The sequence below is a fragment of the Streptomyces sp. NPDC048604 genome, assembly GCF_043199435.1.
Taxonomy (GTDB): domain Bacteria; phylum Actinomycetota; class Actinomycetes; order Streptomycetales; family Streptomycetaceae; genus Streptomyces.
On the sequence record NZ_JBICVX010000007.1, the window covers coordinates 1 to 20,721 of the forward strand.

Annotated in this window: 16 protein-coding genes; 12 read left to right on the plus strand and 4 right to left on the minus strand. The window is 72.9% G+C overall.

What is annotated here, in order from left to right; all coding sequences use genetic code 11:
• Positions 1–120: 120 nt before the first annotated feature.
• From ACGFMM_RS16170 to ACGFMM_RS16185, 4 genes are all read right to left on the minus strand, one after another.
• On the minus strand, positions 121–2,550 hold the full coding sequence (locus tag ACGFMM_RS16170) for a DUF3488 and DUF4129 domain-containing transglutaminase family protein (protein ID WP_393646962.1): 2,430 nt from the start codon (positions 2,548–2,550) through the stop codon (positions 121–123).
• Positions 2,547–3,974, minus strand: a complete 1,428-nt coding sequence (locus ACGFMM_RS16175) for a DUF58 domain-containing protein (protein ID WP_393646963.1) — start codon at positions 3,972–3,974, stop codon at positions 2,547–2,549. The genes ACGFMM_RS16170 and ACGFMM_RS16175 overlap by 4 nt, the downstream gene beginning before the upstream one ends.
• Complete coding sequence (locus tag ACGFMM_RS16180) at positions 3,974–5,005, minus strand: AAA family ATPase (RefSeq protein WP_393646964.1); 1,032 nt, start codon at positions 5,003–5,005, stop codon at positions 3,974–3,976. Before ACGFMM_RS16180 ends, ACGFMM_RS16175 begins: the two co-directional genes overlap by 1 nt.
• A 185-nt stretch (positions 5,006–5,190) precedes the next feature.
• Positions 5,191–5,739, minus strand: coding sequence for a beta-class carbonic anhydrase (locus tag ACGFMM_RS16185; RefSeq protein ID WP_393646965.1), 549 nt, complete (start codon positions 5,737–5,739; stop codon positions 5,191–5,193).
• A 283-nt stretch (positions 5,740–6,022) separates the two neighbouring features.
• Here ACGFMM_RS16185 and rsmH point away from each other — a divergent pair, with 283 nt between their 5' ends.
• From rsmH to pgeF, 12 genes are all read left to right on the plus strand, one after another.
• On the plus strand, positions 6,023–6,982 hold the full coding sequence (rsmH, locus tag ACGFMM_RS16190; protein WP_393646966.1) for a 16S rRNA (cytosine(1402)-N(4))-methyltransferase RsmH: 960 nt from the start codon (positions 6,023–6,025) through the stop codon (positions 6,980–6,982).
• A gap of 67 nt (positions 6,983–7,049) precedes the next feature.
• The gene (locus tag ACGFMM_RS16195; RefSeq protein ID WP_393647266.1) at positions 7,050–7,547 is read left to right on the plus strand and encodes a septum formation initiator family protein; all 498 of its coding nucleotides are present in this window, start codon (positions 7,050–7,052) and stop codon (positions 7,545–7,547) included.
• A gap of 4 nt (positions 7,548–7,551) precedes the next feature.
• The gene (locus tag ACGFMM_RS16200) at positions 7,552–9,534 is read left to right on the plus strand and encodes a peptidoglycan D,D-transpeptidase FtsI family protein (protein ID WP_393646967.1); all 1,983 of its coding nucleotides are present in this window, start codon (positions 7,552–7,554) and stop codon (positions 9,532–9,534) included.
• Positions 9,535–9,553: 19 nt separating this feature from the next.
• On the plus strand, positions 9,554–11,254 hold the full coding sequence (locus ACGFMM_RS16205; RefSeq protein WP_393646968.1) for a UDP-N-acetylmuramoyl-L-alanyl-D-glutamate--2,6-diaminopimelate ligase: 1,701 nt from the start codon (positions 9,554–9,556) through the stop codon (positions 11,252–11,254).
• Between the two features lie 4 nt (positions 11,255–11,258).
• Complete coding sequence (murF, locus tag ACGFMM_RS16210) at positions 11,259–12,677, plus strand: UDP-N-acetylmuramoyl-tripeptide--D-alanyl-D-alanine ligase (RefSeq protein WP_393646969.1); 1,419 nt, start codon at positions 11,259–11,261, stop codon at positions 12,675–12,677.
• On the plus strand, positions 12,674–13,744 hold the full coding sequence (mraY, locus tag ACGFMM_RS16215) for a phospho-N-acetylmuramoyl-pentapeptide-transferase (RefSeq protein WP_393646970.1): 1,071 nt from the start codon (positions 12,674–12,676) through the stop codon (positions 13,742–13,744). The genes murF and mraY overlap by 4 nt, the downstream gene beginning before the upstream one ends.
• Positions 13,726–15,165: a UDP-N-acetylmuramoyl-L-alanine--D-glutamate ligase gene (gene murD / locus ACGFMM_RS16220; RefSeq protein WP_393646971.1), complete on the plus strand. Its 1,440-nt coding sequence runs from the start codon at positions 13,726–13,728 to the stop codon at positions 15,163–15,165. Before mraY ends, murD begins: the two co-directional genes overlap by 19 nt.
• A 60-nt stretch (positions 15,166–15,225) precedes the next feature.
• Positions 15,226–16,563, plus strand: a complete 1,338-nt coding sequence (ftsW, locus tag ACGFMM_RS16225) for a putative lipid II flippase FtsW (protein WP_393646972.1) — start codon at positions 15,226–15,228, stop codon at positions 16,561–16,563.
• Positions 16,564–16,569: 6 nt separating this feature from the next.
• Positions 16,570–17,664 (plus strand): undecaprenyldiphospho-muramoylpentapeptide beta-N-acetylglucosaminyltransferase, encoded by a 1,095-nt coding sequence (murG, locus tag ACGFMM_RS16230; RefSeq protein WP_393646973.1) that lies wholly within the window; start codon positions 16,570–16,572, stop codon positions 17,662–17,664.
• Between the two features lie 22 nt (positions 17,665–17,686).
• Positions 17,687–18,493 carry a cell division protein FtsQ/DivIB gene (locus tag ACGFMM_RS16235; RefSeq protein ID WP_393646974.1) on the plus strand — a complete coding sequence of 269 codons (807 nt, stop codon included), beginning with the start codon at positions 17,687–17,689 and terminating at the stop codon, positions 18,491–18,493.
• Positions 18,494–18,773: 280 nt separating this feature from the next.
• A complete protein-coding gene (ftsZ, locus tag ACGFMM_RS16240; RefSeq protein WP_393646975.1) occupies positions 18,774–19,988 on the plus strand; it encodes a cell division protein FtsZ in 1,215 nt (404 codons plus the stop codon).
• Complete coding sequence (gene pgeF, locus ACGFMM_RS16245; RefSeq protein ID WP_393646976.1) at positions 19,985–20,719, plus strand: peptidoglycan editing factor PgeF; 735 nt, start codon at positions 19,985–19,987, stop codon at positions 20,717–20,719. The genes ftsZ and pgeF overlap by 4 nt, the downstream gene beginning before the upstream one ends.
• Positions 20,720–20,721 lie beyond the last annotated feature (2 nt).

A 20,721-nucleotide genomic window follows, 5' to 3' on the forward strand; every position in this document is an offset into this window, starting at 1 on the left:
GCCCCCGGCGCCCCGGCGCAACCCCCCCGGCGGGGGGCGGGGGGGTGTCGGTAGCCGGGACCGGGGCCGGGGGGGGCCCCGGGGGTTTGCCCCGGGGGGCCCCTCGCCGTACCCGGTACCTCAGCCGCGCTGCCGGAGCAACCTGCGGGTGGCGGCGGACCAGCGGACGGAGACCTCGTTGCCGAAGCCCTCCAGCCGGCCGGTCACCCGCGACCAGCGGTCCTGCGCAGCCCAGATCACCCGGACGGACGAGCGCGGCAGCAGCAGCGCCCGCAGATGCTCGCCCCGTGTAGCCAGGGCGGCCAGGCCCGTGCGCACCTGCGTCACCTCACCGGCCGGATCCGGAGCCGGGCGCGGATCGGGCGCGTACAGCACCTGCTCCACGGCCCGGGCCACCCGGTGCACCGCGTCCGCCGGATCGCCCTGCAGATGGCCCAGGCGCACGATCCGCGCCGCCGCCTTGCGCAGGGTCAGCGACTCGTCCGGCGTGATGCCGTAGTCCCACGCCGTGTCGACCAGCTCCCGCCAGGCCGCCAGCGTCCGCCCGGCCGCGTCCCCGGACGTGTCCGCCGGACCGGCGGCCAGCCGCCCGGCCCGTACTCTCGCCCGCCACAGCAGCGGCAGCGCGAGGAGCGCGAGCAGCGCCGCCACCCCCAGCGCGATCCACACCGCCAGGAGCCAGACCGGCGTCCCGCCGTCCGCCGCCCGGTCCGCCTCCGTCTGCTCGGGCCGGCCGCACTCGCCCTGTCGCTGCAGCTGCGGCGAGCAGCCGGCCGAGGCCTTCGGCGGCGCCGGCGCCAGGGCCGACTCGCTCGCCGTCGGCTCCGCGGGCCCGCTCGACGGGCCCGACGGCGTGTCCGGCCGGGTGTACGGCGGCACCGTGCCGCGCTGCGGCGTCGGCTCGAAGCGGGTCCAGCCCACGCCCTCGAAGTACAGCTCCGGCCAGGCGTGCGCGTCCCGAATGCCGACCGAGATCCGCCCGTCCAGCTGCGTGGTGCCCGGCATGAAGCCGACCGCGACCCGCGCCGGGATGCCCAGCGTCCGGGCCATCGCCGCCATGGAGAAGGAGAAGTGGACGCAGAAGCCCTCCTTCCGCTGCAGGAAGCGGGTGATCGCCTCCGCGCCGGTCCCCGAGGAGACCGTCGTGTCGTAGCGGAAGCCGCCGGACCGGGTGAACCACTCCTGCAGCGCCACGGCCTGCTCGTACGCGTTGTCGGCCTTCCCCGCCACCCGCCGGGCCGTCGCGGCCACCTCGGCGGGCAGCGACGCCGGCACCTTCGTGTACTCGCGGCGCAGCGCCTCCGGGGCCTCGGGCGCGTTCGCCAGCTGCCGGGCCGTCGGCTCCACCCGCAGGCTGGAGACCGTGTACCGGACACCCCGGGTGCTCTGCTTCTCGTCGCCGACGAGCATCCGCCCGGTCGGCTCGTACCGCCAGCGCCCGCCGATCTCGACCTGGGTCGCCGGGAACGGCATCGGCAGCCACTTCTGCTCGTACGACTCCGAGGCCACGAAGTTGCCGGTCACCTCGGTGCGGGCGACGGCGTCGCCCAGGCCCTGCGGCTCCGGCAGCCGGTCGGGCACGTCCTGGACCGACCGCTTGGAGGACTTCCACGAGGTGCCGTCGAACTGGTCGAGCGCCACCAGACGCAGATACAGGTCCGAGGTCTCGGTCGCGTTGGTCCGGTAGCTGAGCACCTCGCGGTCCTCGGGCTGGTTCAGGTTGTCCTGCAGCGAGACCAGCGGGTTCACCGCCGAGATCGTCCCGCCGCGGCCGCCGCCCGACCCGGTCCCCGGGCCAGGACCGCCGAACATGCCGCCGCTCATCGCCGGCAGCGCCGCCGGCACGGCGAGCGCCACGCCCATCGCGACCACGCCGATGCGCCGGCCCGTGCGGGTGGGGGAGGACGCGGTGCCGTCGGGCTCGAGGCCGGCCGCCCGGCCGGCGGACCGCGGCACCCCGCCGAACACCCGGCCCCACTGGGACAGCCGGTCGCGGCCCTCCGCGAGCAGGAGCAGCAGATAGCCGGTGGCGGCGAGCAGGAACCACGCCCAGCTCGCGTTGCCGCCGGACAGCCCGGCGGCCACCGAGTACAGCGCCAGCAGCGGCAGGCCCGCCGGGGCGGCGAGGCGGAACGTCACGGCGAGCGCGTCCACCACCAGGCCGATCACCAGCACTCCGCCGACCAGCATCAGCCGGATGCCGTCGGTGGCCGGCGCGGGGCTGGCGTACCGGCCGACGTCCGCCGCGCCCGCCTCGAACAGCGCCGCGAACGCCGTGAACGCCTGCGGCCCCGGCAGGAAGCCGAGCACCGCCTGCTCACGGACGAAGACCAGCGTCAGCGCCAGCAGTGCCGCCAGGGCCTGCGCGCCGATCGTCAGCGGACGCGCCAGCGGCACCCGCCGGGTCAGCGCGCCCACGCCGCTCAGGACCGCCAGCAGCACGGCGGCCGTCACGATCCACGACGACGGCTGGACCAGCGGGATCAGCGCCCCCGCCGCCATCAGCGTCGCGGCGTACGCGCACAGCGTCAGCCTGGCCCGGCCGCTCATGACCGTCCCCCCGGGTGGTTCGTCGTACCGAAGCGCGCGCCGGCCGCAGGGGCGGCGCTCGCGCCCGCGCCGGCGGCCTGCTGCCACAGCGCGGTCAGCGAGGTGCCGGGCCGGACCGGCACCGCGGTCCAGCCGGCGTCGCGCAGCGTGCGGAGCCGGGCGTCGACCGCGCCGGACACGGCGCCGCCGGTCAGCCAGTCCCCGGAGTCCAGCACGAAGGCCACGGCCGCGCCGCCGTGGCGCCGCATCCGGCCCAGAAGCCTCGCCTGCTCCTCGTCCAGGTCGCCGAGGAACGCGATCAGCAGCCCGCTGTCGGTGCCGCGCAGCACGTCGGACGCGCGGGAGAGCCCCGCGCCGTCCGAGTGGTCCACGACCGCGAGGGCGTCCATCAGCAGGCCCGCGGCCTCGGCGGAGTCCGCGGCGGCCGAGGCCGCGAAGCCGTCGCCGCCCTCGCTCGGCACGGCGGTGCCGTCGTCGGTGAGCAGCCGGACCGAGAAGCCCCGCTCCAGCATGTGCACCAGCACGGACGCCGCGCCGGACACCGCCCACTCGAAGGCCGAGTCCGGGCCCGCGCCCTGGAAGGCGCTCCGGCGGGTGTCGAGCAGCACCGTGCAGCGGGCCCGCTGCGGCTGCTCCTCGCGGCGGACCATCAGCTCGCCGTAGCGGGCGGTGGACCGCCAGTGGACCCGGCGCAGGTCGTCGCCGTGCCGGTAGACGCGCGGGATCACGTCGTCGTCGCCGGCCAGCGCCACCGAGCGCTGCAGCCCGTCGCCGTACCCGGCGCCCTCGCCGCCGAGCCGCACCGGCGGCAGCGGCTCGGTCCGCGGGATCACCGTGAGCGTGTCGTACGCGCTGAACGAGCGGGTGAGCTCGCACATCCCGAACGGGTCGCTCAGCCGCAGCTGCAGCGGCCCCAGCGGGAACCGACCGCGCAGATCGGAGCGGACCTTGTACGAGACCTCCCGGCGCCCGCCCGCCTCGACCCGGTCGAGCACGAAGCGGGGCCGCGGGCCGAGCATGTACGGCACGTGGTCCTGGAGCATCAGCAGCCCGGTGGGCAGCCGCGACACGTTGTCCATCCGCAGGTGCACCCGGGCCTCGGAGCCCGCGGGCACCCGAAGCGGCGTCAGCCGGCGGCTGCCCGCGACCCGGTAGCGGGTGCGGTACAGCACGAGCACGCAGATCAGCGGCAGCACGGCGAGCAGCAGCCCGACGCGCAGCAGATCGCCCTGGCCGAGCACGTACGCGCAGACGCCCGCGGCGACCCCGGCGGCGAGGAAGGACCGGCCGCGGGTGGTCAGGCCGGACAGGGCGGCCCGCAGGCCGCCCCGCTCCTCGCCCTGCCGCCCGCCGTCGCGTCGTCCGCCGTCCGGTCCGCCGTCCGGCGCGCCGCTCTGTGCCGCGGCGGGTCCGGCGGCCGCCATCACAGCCGCCGGGCGCCGGGCTGCTGCTGGCCGTACAGCGGGCCGGCAGGCGGCGCGGTCTGCGGCGCGGCCTGCGGGACCGGGGTGCGCTGGAGGATGTCGAGGACGACCTGCTCGGCGCTGCGCCGGTTCAGCTGGGCCTGTGCGGTCGGCAGCAGCCGGTGCGCCAGGACCGGGCCGGCCAGGGCCTGCACGTCGTCGGGGAGCACGTAGTCGCGGCCGCTGAGCGCGGCGGAGGCCTTGGCGGCCCGCAGCAGATGCAGCGTGGCCCGCGGCGAGGCGCCGAGCCGCAGGTCCGGGTGGTTGCGGGTGGCCGAGACGAGCTCGACCGCGTACCGGCGTACCGCCTCGGCGACGTGCACGGTCCGCACCGCGTCGATCAGCTTCAGCACGTCATGGGCGTGCGCGACCGGCTGCAGTTCGTCCAGCGGGGAGACGGAGCCGTGCACGTCCAGCATCGCCAGCTCGGCCTCGGGGCTCGGGTACCCCATGGAGACGCGGGCCATGAAGCGGTCCCGCTGCGCCTCGGGCAGCGGGTAGGTGCCCTCCATCTCCACCGGGTTCTGGGTGGCGACCACCATGAAGGGGCTGGGCAGCTCGTAGCTCTGCCCGTCGATGGTGACCTGTCGCTCCTCCATCGACTCCAGGAGCGCCGACTGCGTCTTCGGCGAGGCGCGGTTGATCTCGTCGCCGATGACGATCTGCGCGAAGATCGCGCCCGGCTTGAACTCGAAGTCCCGCCGCTGCTGGTCGTAGATCGAGACGCCGGTGATGTCCGAGGGGAGCAGGTCCGGCGTGAACTGGATGCGCCGCACCGAGCAGTCGACCGACTGCGCCAGCGTCTTCGCCAGCATCGTCTTGCCGACGCCCGGTACGTCCTCGATCAGCAGATGTCCCTCGGCGAGCAGGACGGTCAGGGCGAGTCGTACGACCTCGGGCTTGCCCTCGATCACGCTCTCCACCGACCGGCGGATCCTGTCCGCCACGGTCGTCAGATCTGAGAGGCTCGCTCGCTCGTCATAGGTCGTCACCCCGGCCCTCCTCGCCGAACAGGACACCGGGTCCCCAGTCGTTCCGAGGGGGTGTCACCCGAGCATTCTTGTCAGGGCCGACGCGTCATGTCACTTGCGCGTGGACAAGAGCCTCGAATATGCCGGGGTTTGCCGGTTTCCGCCCGGGATCCGGGCGGGGTCCGGGCGGCGATCCGGGCGCGGACTCAGGCCGGGTCGATCTCGCGCAGCAGCCCGGAGTGCACGTCGAAGACGAAACCGCGGACGTCGTCGGTGTGCAGCAGGAACGGGGAGGTGCGCACCCGCTGCATCGACTGCCGCACGTCCTGGTCGACGTCGCGGAAGGCCTCGACGGCCCAGGCCGGCCGCTGGCCGACCTCCATCTCCAGCTCGTGCCGGAACTCCTCGGTGAGGGATTCCAGACCGCAGCCGGTGTGGTGGATCAGGACCACGCTGCGCGTGCCCAGGGCCCGCTGGCTGATGGTGAGGGAGCGGATCACGTCGTCGGTGACCACACCGCCCGCGTTGCGGATGGTGTGGCAGTCGCCGAGCTCGAGACCGAGCGCGGCGTGCAGGTCCAGACGGGCGTCCATACAGGCGACGACGGCGACGTTCAGGACGGGGCGGGCGTCCATTCCGGGGTCGGTGAAGCCGGCGGCGTAGCGCTCGTTCGCCTGGACGAGACGGTCGGTGACCGTCCCGACGGTGCGTATGGCGTCGGCGGTGTCGGCAGAGGGGTGCGCGGAGGTCGACATGTCTACGACGGTAGTGGTCACGCCTCTCCTCGGCCCGCTGTGAGAGTGGACAAAGAACGTCAATGCGGCTTGTTGTGAGGTACTCCACAGGGGGCGAAACGCGGCGCTGACCGGTTGATTGACCGGGCCTGCCCGTGGACTAGAGTTGCGCGCAGTTCACGGAGACATTGCGCGATTTCAGTGGTTTCTGTGGTTTCTCCCCGCGTGGGCGGCGGCTGCGTACGGGGGCCCGGCTGTGACCCGACCCGTACGGAGCGCCGCTCCGGATTCTGAGAGGGCGGCATTGAGCAACGACCGACACGTCCCGGTGATGCTCCAGCGGTGCCTGGACATGTTGGCCCCGGCGCTGCGCCGGCCGGGAGCGGTCGTCGTCGACTGCACGCTCGGCCTCGGCGGACACAGCGAGGAACTGCTCAAGCAGTTCCCCGAGGTGCGGCTGATCGCCCTTGACCGGGACACGGAGGCGCTGCGCCTGTCCGGCGAGCGGCTCGCCCCGTACGGCGAGCGCGCCACCCTCGTCCACGCCGTGTACGACGAGCTTCCCGAGGTCCTCGACCGGCTCGGCGTCCCCCGCGTCGACGGCGTCCTGTTCGACCTGGGCGTCTCCTCCATGCAGCTGGACGAGGCCGGCCGCGGCTTCGCCTACGCCCAGGACGCCCCGCTCGACATGCGCATGGACCAGACGACCGGGATCAGCGCCGCCGAGGTGCTCAACACCTACCCGGCCGGCGAGCTGGTGCGGATCCTTCGTGCGTACGGCGAGGAGAAGCAGGCCAAGCGGATCGTCTCGGCGATCGTGCGGGCGCGCGAGAAGGAGCCCTTCAGCAACAGCGCCCGGCTCGTCGAGCTGATCCGCGACGCGCTGCCGCAGGCCGCCAAGCGCACCGGCGGCAACCCGGCCAAGCGCACCTTCCAGGCGCTGCGGATCGAGGTGAACCGCGAGCTGGAGGCGGTCGAGAACGCGATCCCGGCGGCCGTGAAGGCGGTCCGCGTCGGCGGCCGCGTGGTCGTGCTCTCGTACCAGTCGCTGGAGGACCGCATCGTCAAGCAGGTCTTCGCGGCCGGCGCGGCCAACACCGCCCCGGCCGGACTGCCGGTGGTGCCGGAGAAGTACCAGCCGCGGCTGAAGCTGCTGACCCGCGGAGCCGAACTGCCCACCGAGGAGGAGGTCGCGGAGAACCGGCGCGCGGCCCCGGCCCGGCTGCGGGGCGCGGAGCGGATCCGGGAGGACGAGCCTTCGTGAGGAACGGGGACGCACGGTGACGAAGCAGGGGCCGCTGAAGGGCCGCGCCGCCCGCCTGGGACGGCTCATGCCGTCGGGGCCGAGCACGGCCGCCCGCACCCCCTTCGTCCTGCTGGTCGTCGTGCTGCTCGGCGGCGGCCTGATCACCCTGCTGCTGCTGAACTCCGCCCTCAACCAGGGCTCCTTCAAGCTGCGCGACCTCAAGGCCCGGACCACCGAGCTCACCGACGAGGAACAGGCCCTCCAGCGCGACGTGGACGACTACTCGGCCCCGGACGCGCTGGAGCGCCGGGCCCGTGAGCTGGGCATGGTGCCCGGCGGCAGCCCGGCCTTCCTCGACCCGGACGGCAAGGTCCGCGGCGAGCGCTCGGTGGCCTCCGCGCCGCCGGAGCCGTCCCCGAGCCCGACGCCCCCGCGCACCCCCGCCGGCCCCGGGACGAACACCTCTCAGAACCCGCCGCAGAGCACCGCACAGAACGCCCCGCAGCAGAACGCCCAGCAGTCCCCTGCGGCGCCCCCGTCCGCACCCCCGTCCGCGACCGCACCGACGACCTCCGGCAGGTGACGCCGTGCCCCCCAAGGAACCCCCGGGCCGCCGGGTCCCCGGCCCCGCGCGCCCGAGGCCCTCGTCCTCCGCCGCCCCGCGCAAGCCCGCCCCCGCACGTCAGGCCCCCGCGCGCCGCCCGGCCGGTGCCCGGCCCGCCGCCCGGCCGCGCCCCAGGGCCCGCACCATCAAGCTCGGCCGCCCCAAGCCCCGGCTGCGCCTGGTCTCGGTCGGCCTGACCCTCGTCATGCTGGCCTTCGTCGTCCGGCTGCTGCAGGTCCAGGCCGTCGACGCCGCCGCGTACGCGGCCAAGGCCGAGAAGCACCGCTACCAGGAGTACACGCTCTCCGCCGACCGCGGCGAGATCACCGACCGGGCCGGCATCGCGCTGGCCGCCAGCGTCGACGCGTACGACATCACCGCCGACCCGAAGCTCTTCACGCCCGAGGAGAGCAAGCGGACCGACGCCCCCGAGCAGGCCGCCGCCCTTCTCGCGCCGATCCTCGGCAAGCAGCCCGCCGAGCTGGCCAAGAAGCTGCGCACCCCCAAGTCCCGCTACGCGCTGCTGGCCCGCAAGCAGACCCCGCAGGTCTGGAACCAGATCAAGGACCTGAAGAAGGTCTACGCCCAGAAGTCCCGCCCCTCCCAGGGCGGCAACGGGATCAACCTGCTCGGCGGCATCCTGTCCGAGCGCAGCACCAAGCGGGTGTACCCGAACGGCGAACTCGCCGCCGGGATACTGGGCTACGTCAACGCCGAGGGCCGCGGCGCGGGCGGCGTGGAGTCCATGCTCGACAAGGACCTGGCCGGCCAGGACGGCAAGATCCGCTATGCCCAGTCCGGCGGCCGCGAGGTACCGACGGCCGGCTCCCGCGGCACCCCCGCCGTGCCCGGCGCCGACATCGAGCTGACCATCGACCGGGACATCCAGTGGGCCGCCCAGCAGGCCATCACCGAGCAGGTGAAGAAGTCCAGGGCCGACCGCGGCTACGTGATAGTGCAGGACATCAAGACCGGGGAGGTGCTGGCCATGGCCAACGCCCCCGGCTTCGACCCGAACGACCTCAGCCAGGCCAACGCCGCCGCCATGGGCAACGCCGCCCTCCAGGACGCGTACGAGCCCGGCTCCACCAGCAAGGTCATGTCCATGGCCGCGGTGTTGGAGGAGGGCGTGGCCGCCCCCGACACCCATGTCACCGTGCCCAACCGGCTGCACCGCGGCGACCGGCTGTTCAAGGACGACATCGACCACCCCACCTGGTACCTGACGCTCAACGGCGTCCTCGCCAAGTCCAGCAACATCGGCACCATCCTGGCCACCGGCCAGCTCGGGGACACCCAGGCCGAGTCCAACAAGGTCCTCCACTCGTACCTGCGCAAGTTCGGCATCGGCAGCCCGACCGGCCTCGACTACCCCGGCGAGACCCCCGGCATCCTCGCCCCGCCGCAGAAGTGGTCGACCTCGCAGCAGTACACGATCCCCTTCGGCCAGGGCCTGTCCGTCAACGCCATGCAGGCCGCCTCCGTCTACTCGACCATCGCCAACGGCGGTGTACGCATCGAGCCGACGCTGGTCCGCGGCACCAAGGGACCCGACGGCGGCTTCACCCCGGCCGCCGAGCCCGAGCAGACCCGGGTGATCAGCGAGAAGACCGCGAAGACCCTCGCGCGGATGCTGGAGTCCGTGGTCGGCGACGAGGAGGGCACCGGCACCAAGGCGGCCATCCCCGGCTACCGGGTCGCCGGCAAGACCGGCACCGCCAACCGCGTCGACCCCGAACTCGGCCGGTACAAGGGCTACACGGCGTCCTTCGCCGGCTTCGCGCCCGCCGACAAGCCCCGCATCACCGTCTACTGCGCCATCCAGAACCCCACCAAGGGCAGCCACTTCGGCGGACAGATCTGCGGACCCATCTACAAGAAGGTCATGGAGTTCGCCCTCAAGACCCTGCACGTCGCCCCGACCGGCGCCGAACCTCCCCGGATGCCGGTCGCCTTCACCCCCTGAACCGGCGGGAGCACCACCAGTGAGAACGATCACCCCGGAACCCGGGAACCGGACGCCCGACGACCGCACCCCCGCGGGCTCATTTAGCCCTGCGCAGGGTGCGCCCGGTACGCTCACCGCCGTGCCACAAGCTGATCAGTACCGAAGCGCCCCGCCCCGCCCGGCGCAGCCCTCCCCGACCCCGCTCGGCGAGCTCGCCGCCCGGCTGGGTGTCGAGACCCAGGGCCGGGCCGAGGTGACCGGGATCACCCACGACTCGCGGGCGGTACGCCCCGGGGACGTGTACGCGGCCCTGCCCGGCGCCCGGCTGCACGGCGCCGACTTCGCCGCCCAGGCCGCCGGCCTCGGCGCGGTCGCGATCCTCACCGACCCGAGCGGCGCCGAGCGCGCCGCCGCGACCGGACTGCCGGTCCTCGCGGTCGGGGACCCTCGCGGCAGGATGGGCGAACTCGCCGCCGAGATCTACGGCCGGCCCGGCGACGGACTGCTGCAGCTCGGCATCACCGGCACCTCCGGCAAGACGACCACGGCCTACCTCGTGGAAGGGGGCCTGCGCGCAGCGCTGTCGACCAAGGGTGGTGGTGGGCGACGGGAGGGAGGCCTGCGGGCGGCCGGCCGGCGGACCGGGCTGATCGGCACCGTCGAGATGCGGATCGGCGACGAGCGCATCAAGTCCGAGCGCACCACCCCCGAGGCCACCGACCTCCAGGCGCTGTTCGCGGTCATGCGCGAACGCGGCGTCGAGGCGGTCGCCATGGAGGTCTCCAGCCACGCCCTCGTGCTCGGCCGGGTCGACGGCTGCGTCTTCGACGTCGCCGTCTTCAACAACCTCAGCCCGGAACACATGGAGTTCCACTCCGACATGGAGGACTACTTCCGGGCCAAGGCGCAGCTGTTCACGCCGAAACGCAGCAAACAGGGCGTCGTGAACCTGGACGACGCGTACGGCCGCCGGCTGGTGCAGGAGGCCGGCGTCCCGCTGGTCACCTTCTCCGCCGCCGGCGACCCGGCCGCCGACTGGCGCGCCGAGGACGTCGTCCTGGGCGCCGCCGACTCGACGTTCACCGCCGTCGGCCCGAAGGGCGAGCGGATCACCGCCACCGCCCCGCTGCCCGGCCCGTTCAACGTCGCCAACACCCTCGCCGCGATCGTCACCCTGGCCGTCGCCGGGCTCGACCCGCAGACCGCCGCCGACGGCGTGGCCGCCGTGCCCGGCGTGCCCGGCCGCCTGGAGCGCGTCGACGCCGGCCAGCCGTACCTCGCCGTCGTCGACTACGCGCACAAGACCGACGCCGTCGAGTCGGTGCTGCGCTCGCTGCGCGAGGTCACCGAGGGCCGGCTGCACGTCGTCATCGGCTGCGGCGGCGACCGCGACGCCACCAAGCGCGGCCCGATGGGCGCCGCCGCGGCCCGGCTGGCCGACACCGCCGTACTGACCTCCGACAACCCCCGCTCCGAGGACCCGCTGGCGATCCTGCTCGCGATGCTCGCGGGCGCCGCCGGGGTGCCGGCCGGGGAGCGCGGCGACGTCCTGGTCGAGCCCGACCGGGCCGCCGCGATCGCCGCGGCCGTGGCCCGTGCGGAGCCCGGCGACACCGTCCTCGTCGCCGGCAAGGGCCATGAGCAGGGCCAGGACGTCGCCGGCGTGATCCGCCCCTTCGACGACCGCGAGGTCCTGCGCGACGCGATCGACCACCGTCACAAGAACAGTCAGGGATGAAGCAGTGATCGCCCTCTCCCTCGCCGAGATCGCCGAAATCGTCGGCGGGCAGGCGTACGACATACCGGATCCGTCCGTGCGGGTCACCGGTCCCGTCGTCATCGACTCCCGCGAGGTGCAGGCCGGCAGCCTCTTCGCCGCCTTCGCCGGCGAGCAGGTCGACGGCCACGACTACGCGGTGCGCGCGGTCGAGGCGGGCGCGGCAGCCGTTCTGGCCGCCCGCCCCGTCGGCGTGCCCGCGATCGTCGTGGACGACGTCCAGGCGGCGCTCGGCGCGCTCGCCCGCGCCGTCGTCGAACGGCTCGGCACCGACGTCGTCGCGCTCACCGGCTCCGCCGGCAAGACCTCCACCAAGGACCTGATCGCCCAGGTCCTGCAGAAGCACGCGCCGACCGTGTGGACGCCCGGCTCGCTCAACAACGAGATCGGGCTGCCGCTCACCGCGCTGCGCGCCACCGAGGACACCCAGCACCTGGTCCTGGAGATGGGCGCGCGCGGCATCGGCCACATCCGCTACCTCACCGGCCTGACCCCGCCGCGCATCGGTCTGGTCCTCAACGTCGGCACCGCCCACATCGGCGAGTTCGGCGGCCGCGAGCAGATCGCCCAGGCCAAGGGCGAGCTCGTGGAGAACCTGCCCGAGGACGGCGGCGTCGCCGTCCTGAACGCCGACGATCCGCTCGTCCGCGCCATGGCGAGCCGCACCAAGGCGCGCGTCGTCCTCTTCGGAGAGGCCCCGGACGCGGCCGTGCGTGCCGTGAATGTCCGGCTCATGGAGAACGGACAACCCTCTTTCAGTCTTCACACACCCACCGGGTGCAGTGACGTGACCTTGCGCCTGTACGGTGAGCACCACGTGTCGAACGCGCTCGCCGCGGCCGCCGTCGCCCATGAGCTGGGCATGCCTGTCGAGGAGATCGCCACCGCGCTCTCCGAGGCCGGCACCCTGTCGCGCTGGCGCATGGAGGTCACCGAGCGTTCGGACGGCGTCACGATCGTCAACGACGCCTACAACGCGAATCCCGAGTCCATGCGAGCCGCCCTGCGCGCGCTCGCGGCCATGGGCAGGGCCGCTCAGGCCAGGGGGGCGCGGACGTGGGCGGTGCTCGGCAAGATGGCCGAGCTCGGCGACGACTCGCTCGCCGAGCACGACGCGGTCGGGCGGCTCGCCGTCCGGCTCAACGTCAGCAAGCTCGTCGCGGTCGGGGACAGGGAAGCGTCCTGGCTGCAACTGGGCGCATATAACGAGGGTTCGTGGGGTGAGGAGTCGGTGCACGTGTCCGACGCGCAGGCGGCGGTCGACCTGTTGCGCAGAGAACTGCGTCCGGGGGACGTCGTGCTGGTGAAGGCGTCCCGGTCGGTGGGGCTGGAGCAGGTGGCCCTGGCGCTGCTCGACTCGGGGAGCGAGGTCGCCGGCCGATGAGGCAGATCCTCTTCGCGGGAGCCATCGGGCTCTTCCTGACCCTGATCGGCACCCCGCTGCTCATCAAGCTGCTGGCCCGCAAGGGATACGGGCAGTTCATCCGGGACGACGGCCCGCGCACCCACGGCAGCAAGAAGGGCACGCCCACCATGGGCGGTATCTCCTTCATCCTGGCCACGCTCATCGCGTACGCGCTCGCCAAGGTCATCACCGGCGAGGACCCGACGTACTCGGGCGTCCTGGTGCTGTTCCTGATGGCCGGCATGGGCCTGGTCGGCTTCCTCGACGACTACATCAAGATCGTCAAGCAGCGCTCGCTGGGTCTGCGGGCCAAGGCGAAGATGGCCGGCCAGCTGATCGTCGGCATCGCCTTCGCCGTGCTGTCGCTGCAGTTCGCCGATCTGCGCGGACTGACCCCGGCCTCCACCAAGATCTCCTTCATCACCGACTTCGGCTGGGCCATCGGCCCGGTGCTGTTCGTGGTCTGGGCGCTGTTCATGATCCTGGCCATGTCCAACGGCGTGAACCTGACCGACGGTCTGGACGGACTGGCCACCGGCGCCTCGGTGATGGTCTTCGGCGCGTACACCTTCATCGGTCTGTGGCAGTTCCAGGAGTCCTGCGCCAACGCGCTCGAACTCACCAACCCGAACGCCTGCTTCGAGGTCCGCGACCCGCTCGATCTCGCGGTCGTCGCCTCCGCCCTGATGGGCGCCTGCTTCGGCTTCCTGTGGTGGAACACCTCGCCGGCCAAGATCTTCATGGGCGACACCGGTTCGCTGGCCCTCGGCGGCGCGCTCGCCGGTCTCGCGATCTGCTCCCGCACCGAGCTGCTGCTCGCGCTGCTCGGCGGCCTGTTCGTGATGATCACGATGTCCGTGGTCATCCAGGTCGGCTCGTTCAAGATGACTGGTAAGCGGGTCTTCCGGATGGCTCCGCTGCAGCACCACTTCGAGCTCAAGGGCTGGTCCGAGGTGCTCGTCGTGGTCCGTTTCTGGATCATCCAGGGCATGTGCGTCATCGTGGGTCTGGGCCTCTTCTACGCGGGATGGGCATCCGAGAAGTGAGCGAGACGGTGGACTGGAAGGGCAAGCGGGTCACGGTCGCGGGACTCGGCGTCAGCGGAATCCCCGCGGCCCGCGTCCTGCACGGCCTCGGCGCGGTCGTGACCGTCGTCAACGACGGCGACGACGAGCGCGCCCGGGCCCAGGCCGCGGAGCTGGAGGCGGAGGGGATCACCGTTCGGCTCGGCGACGGGGCGACGCTGCCCGAGGGCACCGAGCTGATCGTCACCGCCCCCGGCTGGCGGCCCGACAAGCCGCTCTTCCAGGCCGCCGCCGAGGCGGGCGTCGAGGTCTGGGGCGACGTCGAGCTCGCCTGGCGCCTCCGTGGCCCCGACGCCGCTCCCTGGCTCGCGGTCACCGGCACCAACGGCAAGACCACGACCGTGCGGATGCTCGCCTCCATCCTGGAGGCGGCCGGTCTGAAGACCGCCGCCGTCGGCAACATCGGGGTCTCGCTGCTCGACGCCGTCCTCGGCGACGAGCGGTACGACGTGCTCGCCGTCGAGCTCTCCAGCTACCAGCTGCACTGGGCGCCGTCCCTGCGGGCCCACTCCGCGGCCGTGCTCAACCTCGCGCCGGACCACCTCGACTGGCACGGCTCCATGGAGGCGTACGCCGCCGACAAGGGCCGGATCTACGAGGGCAACCAGGTCGCCTGCGTGTACAACGCCGCCGATCCGGCCACCGAGCGGCTCGTCGAGGACGCCGACGTGGTCGAGGGCTGCCGCGCGATCGGCTTCACCCTCGGCACCCCCGGTCCGTCCCAGCTCGGCGTCGTCGAGGGGATCCTCGTCGACCGGGCCTTCGTCGAGAACCGGCAGAAGAACGCCCAGGAGCTCGCCGAGGTCTCCGACGTCCGGCCGCCGGCCCCGCACAACATCGCCAACGCCCTCGCCGCGGCGGCCCTCGCCCGCGCCTTCGGCGTCGAGCCGAAGGCCGTACGCGACGGGCTGCGGGCCTTCCGCCCCGACGCGCACCGCATCGAGCACGTCCAGGACGTCGACGGCGTCGCGTACGTCGACGACTCCAAGGCCACCAACACCCATGCCGCGGAAGCCTCGTTGGCGGCGTACGAGCCGATCGTCTGGATCGCCGGCGGCCTCGCCAAGGGTGCGACCTTCGACGAGCTCGTGCAGAAGTCGGCGAAGCGGCTGCGCGGCGTGGTGCTGATCGGCCAGGACCGGCGGCTCATCGCCGAAGCCCTCGCGCGACACGCCCCCGAAGTCCCGGTGGTCGACCTCGACCGGACCGACACTGGGGCGATGTCGGCGGCGGTCCAGGAGGCGGCCCGGCTCGCCCGGCCCGGAGACACCGTCCTGCTGGCCCCGGCCTGTGCCTCCATGGACATGTTCGTCAACTACAACAAGCGCGGCGAGGCGTTCGCGGACGCCGTCCGTGCCCTCGCCGGCGCCGGGCCCGTCTGACCTGACCAGCCTCAGGTCCGGCGCGGCCGCGCCGGACTCGACTGGAGGGGACAGCGACTGATGCCGACCAGGATCGCCGGAGCGCGCCGGCCCTCCGCCGTACGCGGCGGGGGGCGGGCCCCCGCATCCCCGCGGCGCCCCCGCGGCGGCCTGCGGCGGAGCTACGAACGGGCCCGGCGGGCCTGGGACCGGCCGCTCACCGCGTACTACGTGATCATGGGCGCCGGCCTGCTGATCACCACGCTCGGCCTGGTGATGGTCTACTCGGCGTCGATGATCACGGCGCTGAAGTACGACCTGCCCGCCTCGTACTTCTTCGGCAAGCAGTTCCTCGCCGCGCTCATCGGCGGCGGACTGCTCCTGCTGGCCTCCCGGATGCCGGTCAAACTGCACCGCGCGCTGGCATACCCGCTGCTGATGGGCACCGTCTTCCTGATGGTGCTGGTGCAGATCCCCGGGATAGGGCACTCCGTCAACGGCAACCAGAACTGGATCTACCTGGGCGGCCCGTTCCAGCTCCAGCCCAGCGAGTTCGGCAAGCTGGCGCTGATCCTGTGGGGCGCGGACCTGCTGGCCCGCAAGCACGACATGAAGCTGCTGACCCAGTGGAAGCACATGCTGGTGCCGCTGGTTCCAGGAACGTTCATGCTGCTGGGGCTGATCATGCTCGGCGGTGACATGGGCACCTCCATCGTGCTCGCCGCGATCCTGTTCGGCCTGCTGTGGACCGCGGGCGCGCCCACCCGGCTGTTCGCCGGAGTGCTCGCGGTCGCCGGGCTGATCGGTCTGATCCTCATCAAGACCAGCCCGAACCGGATGAAGCGGTTCGCCTGCATCGGGGCCAGCGACCCCGGCGGGGAGGGGGACCCGTGCTGGCAGGCCGCGCACGGTATCTATGCTCTGGCATCAGGCGGATGGTTCGGTTCCGGTCTGGGTGCCAGTGTGGAAAAATGGGGCCAACTGCCTGAAGCGCACACCGACTTCATCTTCGCCGTCACCGGGGAGGAACTGGGGCTGGCGGGGACGCTGTCGGTACTCGCCCTGTTCGCGGCTCTAGGCTATGCGGGTATCCGCGTGGCCGGACGCACGGAGGACCCCTTCGTCAGGTTTGCCGCGGGAGGCGTGACCACCTGGATCACGGCGCAGGCCGTGATCAACATCGGTGCGGTGCTCGGTCTGCTGCCGATCGCCGGAGTCCCGCTCCCGCTGTTCTCGTACGGAGGGTCGGCCCTGCTGCCGACCATGTTCGCCGTCGGGTTGCTGATCGCCTTCGCGCGACAGGAGCCCAGCGCGAAAGCGGCCCTGGCCATGCGCCGCCCCGGCTGGGGCAAGCGGGCCGGGGTGAGATGGAAGTCGATGCGACGGCGCGTCAAGAAGCGTCCGTCCGGAGAGCGGTGAATTTCGGTGCATGTCGTACTCGCCGGTGGGGGGACCGCCGGCCACATCGAGCCCGCGCTCGCCCTCGCGGACGCCCTGCGCAGGCAGGACCCCAGCGTGGGGATCACGGCGCTGGGCACGGAGAAGGGTCTGGAGACCCGGCTCGTGCCCGAGCGGGGCTACGAGTTGGCGCTCATCCCCGCCGTGCCGCTGCCGCGCAAACCCACCCCCGAGCTGATCACCGTCCCCGGGCGGCTGCGCGGCACGATCAAGGCCGCCGAGCAGGTCCTGGAGCGCACCAAGGCCGACTGCGTCGTCGGCTTCGGCGGCTATGTGGCCCTGCCCGGCTATCTGGCCGCCAAGCGGCTCGGCGTGCCGATCGTGGTGCACGAGGCCAACGCCCGGCCCGGCCTGGCCAACAAGATCGGCTCGCGGTACGCGGCCGGGGTCGGCGTCTCCACCCCCGACTCCAAGCTCCGGAACGCCCGCTACATCGGCATCCCGCTGCGGCACACCATCGCCACCCTCGACCGCGCCCGGGTGCGTCCCGAGGCGCGCGCCGCCTTCGGCCTCGACCCCAACCTGCCGACCCTGCTGGTCTCCGGCGGTTCGCAGGGCGCGCGCCGGCTCAACGAGGTCGTCCAGCAGATCGCCCCGGTGCTCCAGCGCTCCGGCATCCAGATCCTGCACGCGGTCGGCCCGAAGAACGAACTGCCGCGCGTCGACAACATGCCCGGAATGCCGCCCTACGTGCCGGTACCGTACGTGGACCGGATGGATCTCGCGTACGCCGCGGCCGACATGATGCTCTGCCGCGCGGGCGCGATGACCGTCGCCGAGCTCTCCGCCGTCGGGCTCCCGGCCGCGTACGTGCCGCTGCCCATCGGCAACGGCGAACAGCGGCTCAACGCCCAGCCGGTGGTCAAGGCGGGCGGCGGACTCCTCGTCGACGACGCGGAGCTGACCCCGCAGTGGGTGCAGGGCAACGTCCTGCCCGTACTGTCCGATCCGCACCGGCTGTACGAGATGTCCCGCGCTGCCGCCGAGTTCGGCCGCCGGGACGCCGACGACCTGCTCGTCGGCATGGTGTACGAGGCGATCGCCGCCCACCGTCAGCGGTAGGGCGGCCGGAGGGAGACCCCAGGTGGCAGCCGGACCGACGACCGCAGAGCAGCGCGCCCCGCGCGCACCGAAGGACCCGTCGGCCCGGCCGCCCGGCCCCCCGGGGGGCTCCGGCCCCCTCGCCCGGCTGCGCGGTCCGCGCGGTCTGATCGCCGCGGCGGCCGCCCTCGTCCTCGGCGCCGGCGGGATCTGGGCGTTCTACGGCTCGTCCTGGCTCCGTGCGGAACATGTGAAGACTTCGGGCGCGAAGGTCCTCACCCGGGCCGAAGTGGAAGCCGCCGCGGCGGTCCCGCTGGGCTCCCCGCTCGCCTCCGTGGACACCGCCGCCATCGAGGCCCGGCTGCTCGACCGGCTGCCCCGGATCGACGCGGTGGAGGTCTCCCGGTCCTGGCCGCACGGAATCGATCTGAAAGTGACGGAACGAAAGCCCGTCCTGCTGGTCGAAAAAGGCGGAAAGTTCATCGAAGTGGACTCCGTCGGCTTCCGTTTCGCCACCGTCGACCGGCCGCCGGCCGGCGTCCCCCGGCTCGTCCTGAACGCCTCCCGCTCGCCCAGCCTGCGCCGCTTCGACGCGGACCGGCTGCTCATGGAAGCGGTCCGCGTGACGGGCGAACTCCCGCGGAAAATCGCCCGGGACGTCCGTGTCGTCAAGGTCGCCTCGTACGACTCCGTCACCCTGGAGCTCGGAGGGGGCCGCACCGTGTTCTGGGGGAGCGGCGAGGAGGGTGCCGCGAAGGCCCGGGTGCTCACCGCGCTGATGAAAGCGGAACCCGAAGCGGGACACTTCGACGTCAGCGCTCCCACGGCCCCTGCGGCCTCGCGGAGTTGACGTGCATCACCGCTGGCCAGCACCCTGGTTGGCCAGCGCTACGGGTGATCACATAGGGTGAAAAGAAAAACGGGAGGTTCGGCGTGTTCGTTGAACGTGCGCCACTTGTCGACTTAGTGTCCTGTTCGGAAGAGTCCAGAGAACAGAGACACTGGTAACCCTAAACTTCAACGTTAGGGTTCGGGTCGGCATTTCGGACCGTCCCAATCGGCATCCGTCGTCGTGACGCGACTACCACCGCGCAGCGGCGACACGTAACTCGAGGCGAGAGGCCTTCGACGTGGCAGCACCGCAGAACTACCTCGCAGTCATCAAGGTCATCGGTGTCGGCGGCGGTGGTGTCAATGCCATCAACCGAATGATCGAGGTCGGTCTCAAGGGCGTCGAGTTCATCGCCATCAACACCGACGCACAGGCGCTGTTGATGAGCGACGCCGACGTCAAGCTCGACGTCGGCCGCGAACTCACCCGGGGTCTCGGGGCCGGGGCCAACCCGGCAGTCGGCCGCAAGGCGGCAGAGGACCACCGCGAGGAGATCGAGGAGGTCCTCAAGGGGGCCGACATGGTCTTCGTCACCGCCGGCGAAGGCGGCGGCACCGGCACCGGCGGCGCGCCCGTCGTCGCCAACATCGCGCGCTCGCTGGGCGCCCTCACCATCGGCGTGGTCACCCGCCCGTTCACGTTCGAGGGCCGGCGCCGCGCCAACCAGGCGGAGGACGGCATCGCCGAGCTCCGCGAAGAGGTCGACACCCTCATCGTCATCCCGAACGACCGGCTGCTCTCCATCTCGGACCGCCAGGTCTCGGTGCTGGACGCCTTCAAGTCCGCCGACCAGGTGCTGCTGAGCGGTGTCCAGGGCATCACCGACCTCATCACCACCCCGGGTCTGATCAACCTCGACTTCGCCGACGTCAAGTCGGTCATGTCCGAGGCCGGTTCGGCGCTCATGGGCATCGGCTCGGCGCGCGGCGACGACCGCGCGGTGGCCGCCGCCGAGATGGCGATCTCCTCGCCGCTCCTCGAGGCGTCCATCGACGGCGCCCGCGGCGTGCTGCTCTCCATCTCCGGCGGCTCGGACCTCGGTCTCTTCGAGATCAACGAGGCCGCGCAGCTGGTCAGCGAGGCGGCCCACCCCGAGGCCAACATCATCTTCGGCGCCGTCATCGACGACGCCCTCGGCGACGAGGTCCGGGTCACCGTCATCGCTGCCGGCTTCGACGGCGGTCAGCCGCCGGCCCGGCGCGACAACATCCTCGGCTCGGCCTCGGCCAAGCGCGAGGAGCCGGCCCCCGCGCCCCGCGCCACCGAGACCCCCCGCAGCATCGGCGGCCTCGGCACCGTGAGCCCGCGCGAGGACGCCCCGGCCCAGGCCGAGCCGGTCCCGGCGGCGAGCGAGGCCCCGCTGCAGCCGGCCACCCCGCCGGTGGTCCCGCCGGCCCGCCCGTACCCGGACACCCAGGCCGAAGAGCTGGACGTTCCGGACTTCCTGAAGTGATAGGGCAGCACGACCTGACGAGCGGCGCGCACTTCGCCTTCACCGATCGGTGGGGCGGGGTGAGCGCCGCTCCGTACGAGGAGCTCAACCTCGGCGGCGCCGTGGGCGACGACCCGGACGCGGTCCGGGCCAACCGGGCCCGCGCCGCCGGAGCGCTGGGGCTCGACCCGGCGCATGTGGTGTGGATGAACCAGGTGCACGGCGCGGACGTCGCGGTGATCGGCCCCGACTGGGCGCCGGGCGCCGAGCTTCCCCCGGTGGACGCCCTGGTCACCGACCGGCGGGACGTCGCGCTCGGGGTGCTCACCGCGGACTGCGTCCCGGTCCTGCTCGCCGACCCGGTCGCCGGGGTGGCGGCCGCCGCCCACGCGGGGCGGCCGGGGATGGTCGCCGGAGTCGTCCCCGCCGCGGTCGCGGCGATGGTGGAACTCGGCGCCGAACCCTCCCGGATCACCGCCCGCACGGGCCCGTCCGTCTGCGGCCGGTGCTACGAAGTGCCGGAGCAGATGCGCGACGAGGTCGCGGCGGTACAGCCGGAGGCCCGCGCCGAGACCAGCTGGGGCACCCCGGCGGTCGACGTCGCGGCCGGTGTGCACGCGCAGTTGGCGGCCCTCGGGGTCCGCGACCGGCAGGCGTCCGCGGTCTGCACCCTGGAGTCGGGCGACCACTACTCGTACCGCAGGGACCGCACGACGGGGCGACTCGCGGGATTTGTCTGGTTGGACAGTTAGGC

Bases quoted from the DNA above. Each gene is read 5' to 3' on its own strand.
- ftsW (WP_393646972.1), top strand. From the start codon at position 15,226: ATGCCGACCAGGATCGCCGGAGCGCGCCGGCCCTCCGCCGTACGCGGC.
- murD (WP_393646971.1), top strand. From the start codon at position 13,726: ATGGGCATCCGAGAAGTGAGCGAGACGGTGGACTGGAAGGGCAAGCGG.
- ACGFMM_RS16185 (WP_393646965.1), bottom strand. From the start codon at position 5,739: ATGTCGACCTCCGCGCACCCCTCTGCCGACACCGCCGACGCCATACGC.
- ACGFMM_RS16170 (WP_393646962.1), bottom strand. From the start codon at position 2,550: ATGAGCGGCCGGGCCAGGCTGACGCTGTGCGCGTACGCCGCGACGCTG.
- mraY (WP_393646970.1), top strand. From the start codon at position 12,674: ATGAGGCAGATCCTCTTCGCGGGAGCCATCGGGCTCTTCCTGACCCTG.
- ACGFMM_RS16175 (WP_393646963.1), bottom strand. From the start codon at position 3,974: ATGGCGGCCGCCGGACCCGCCGCGGCACAGAGCGGCGCGCCGGACGGC.
- ACGFMM_RS16195 (WP_393647266.1), top strand. From the start codon at position 7,050: ATGCCGTCGGGGCCGAGCACGGCCGCCCGCACCCCCTTCGTCCTGCTG.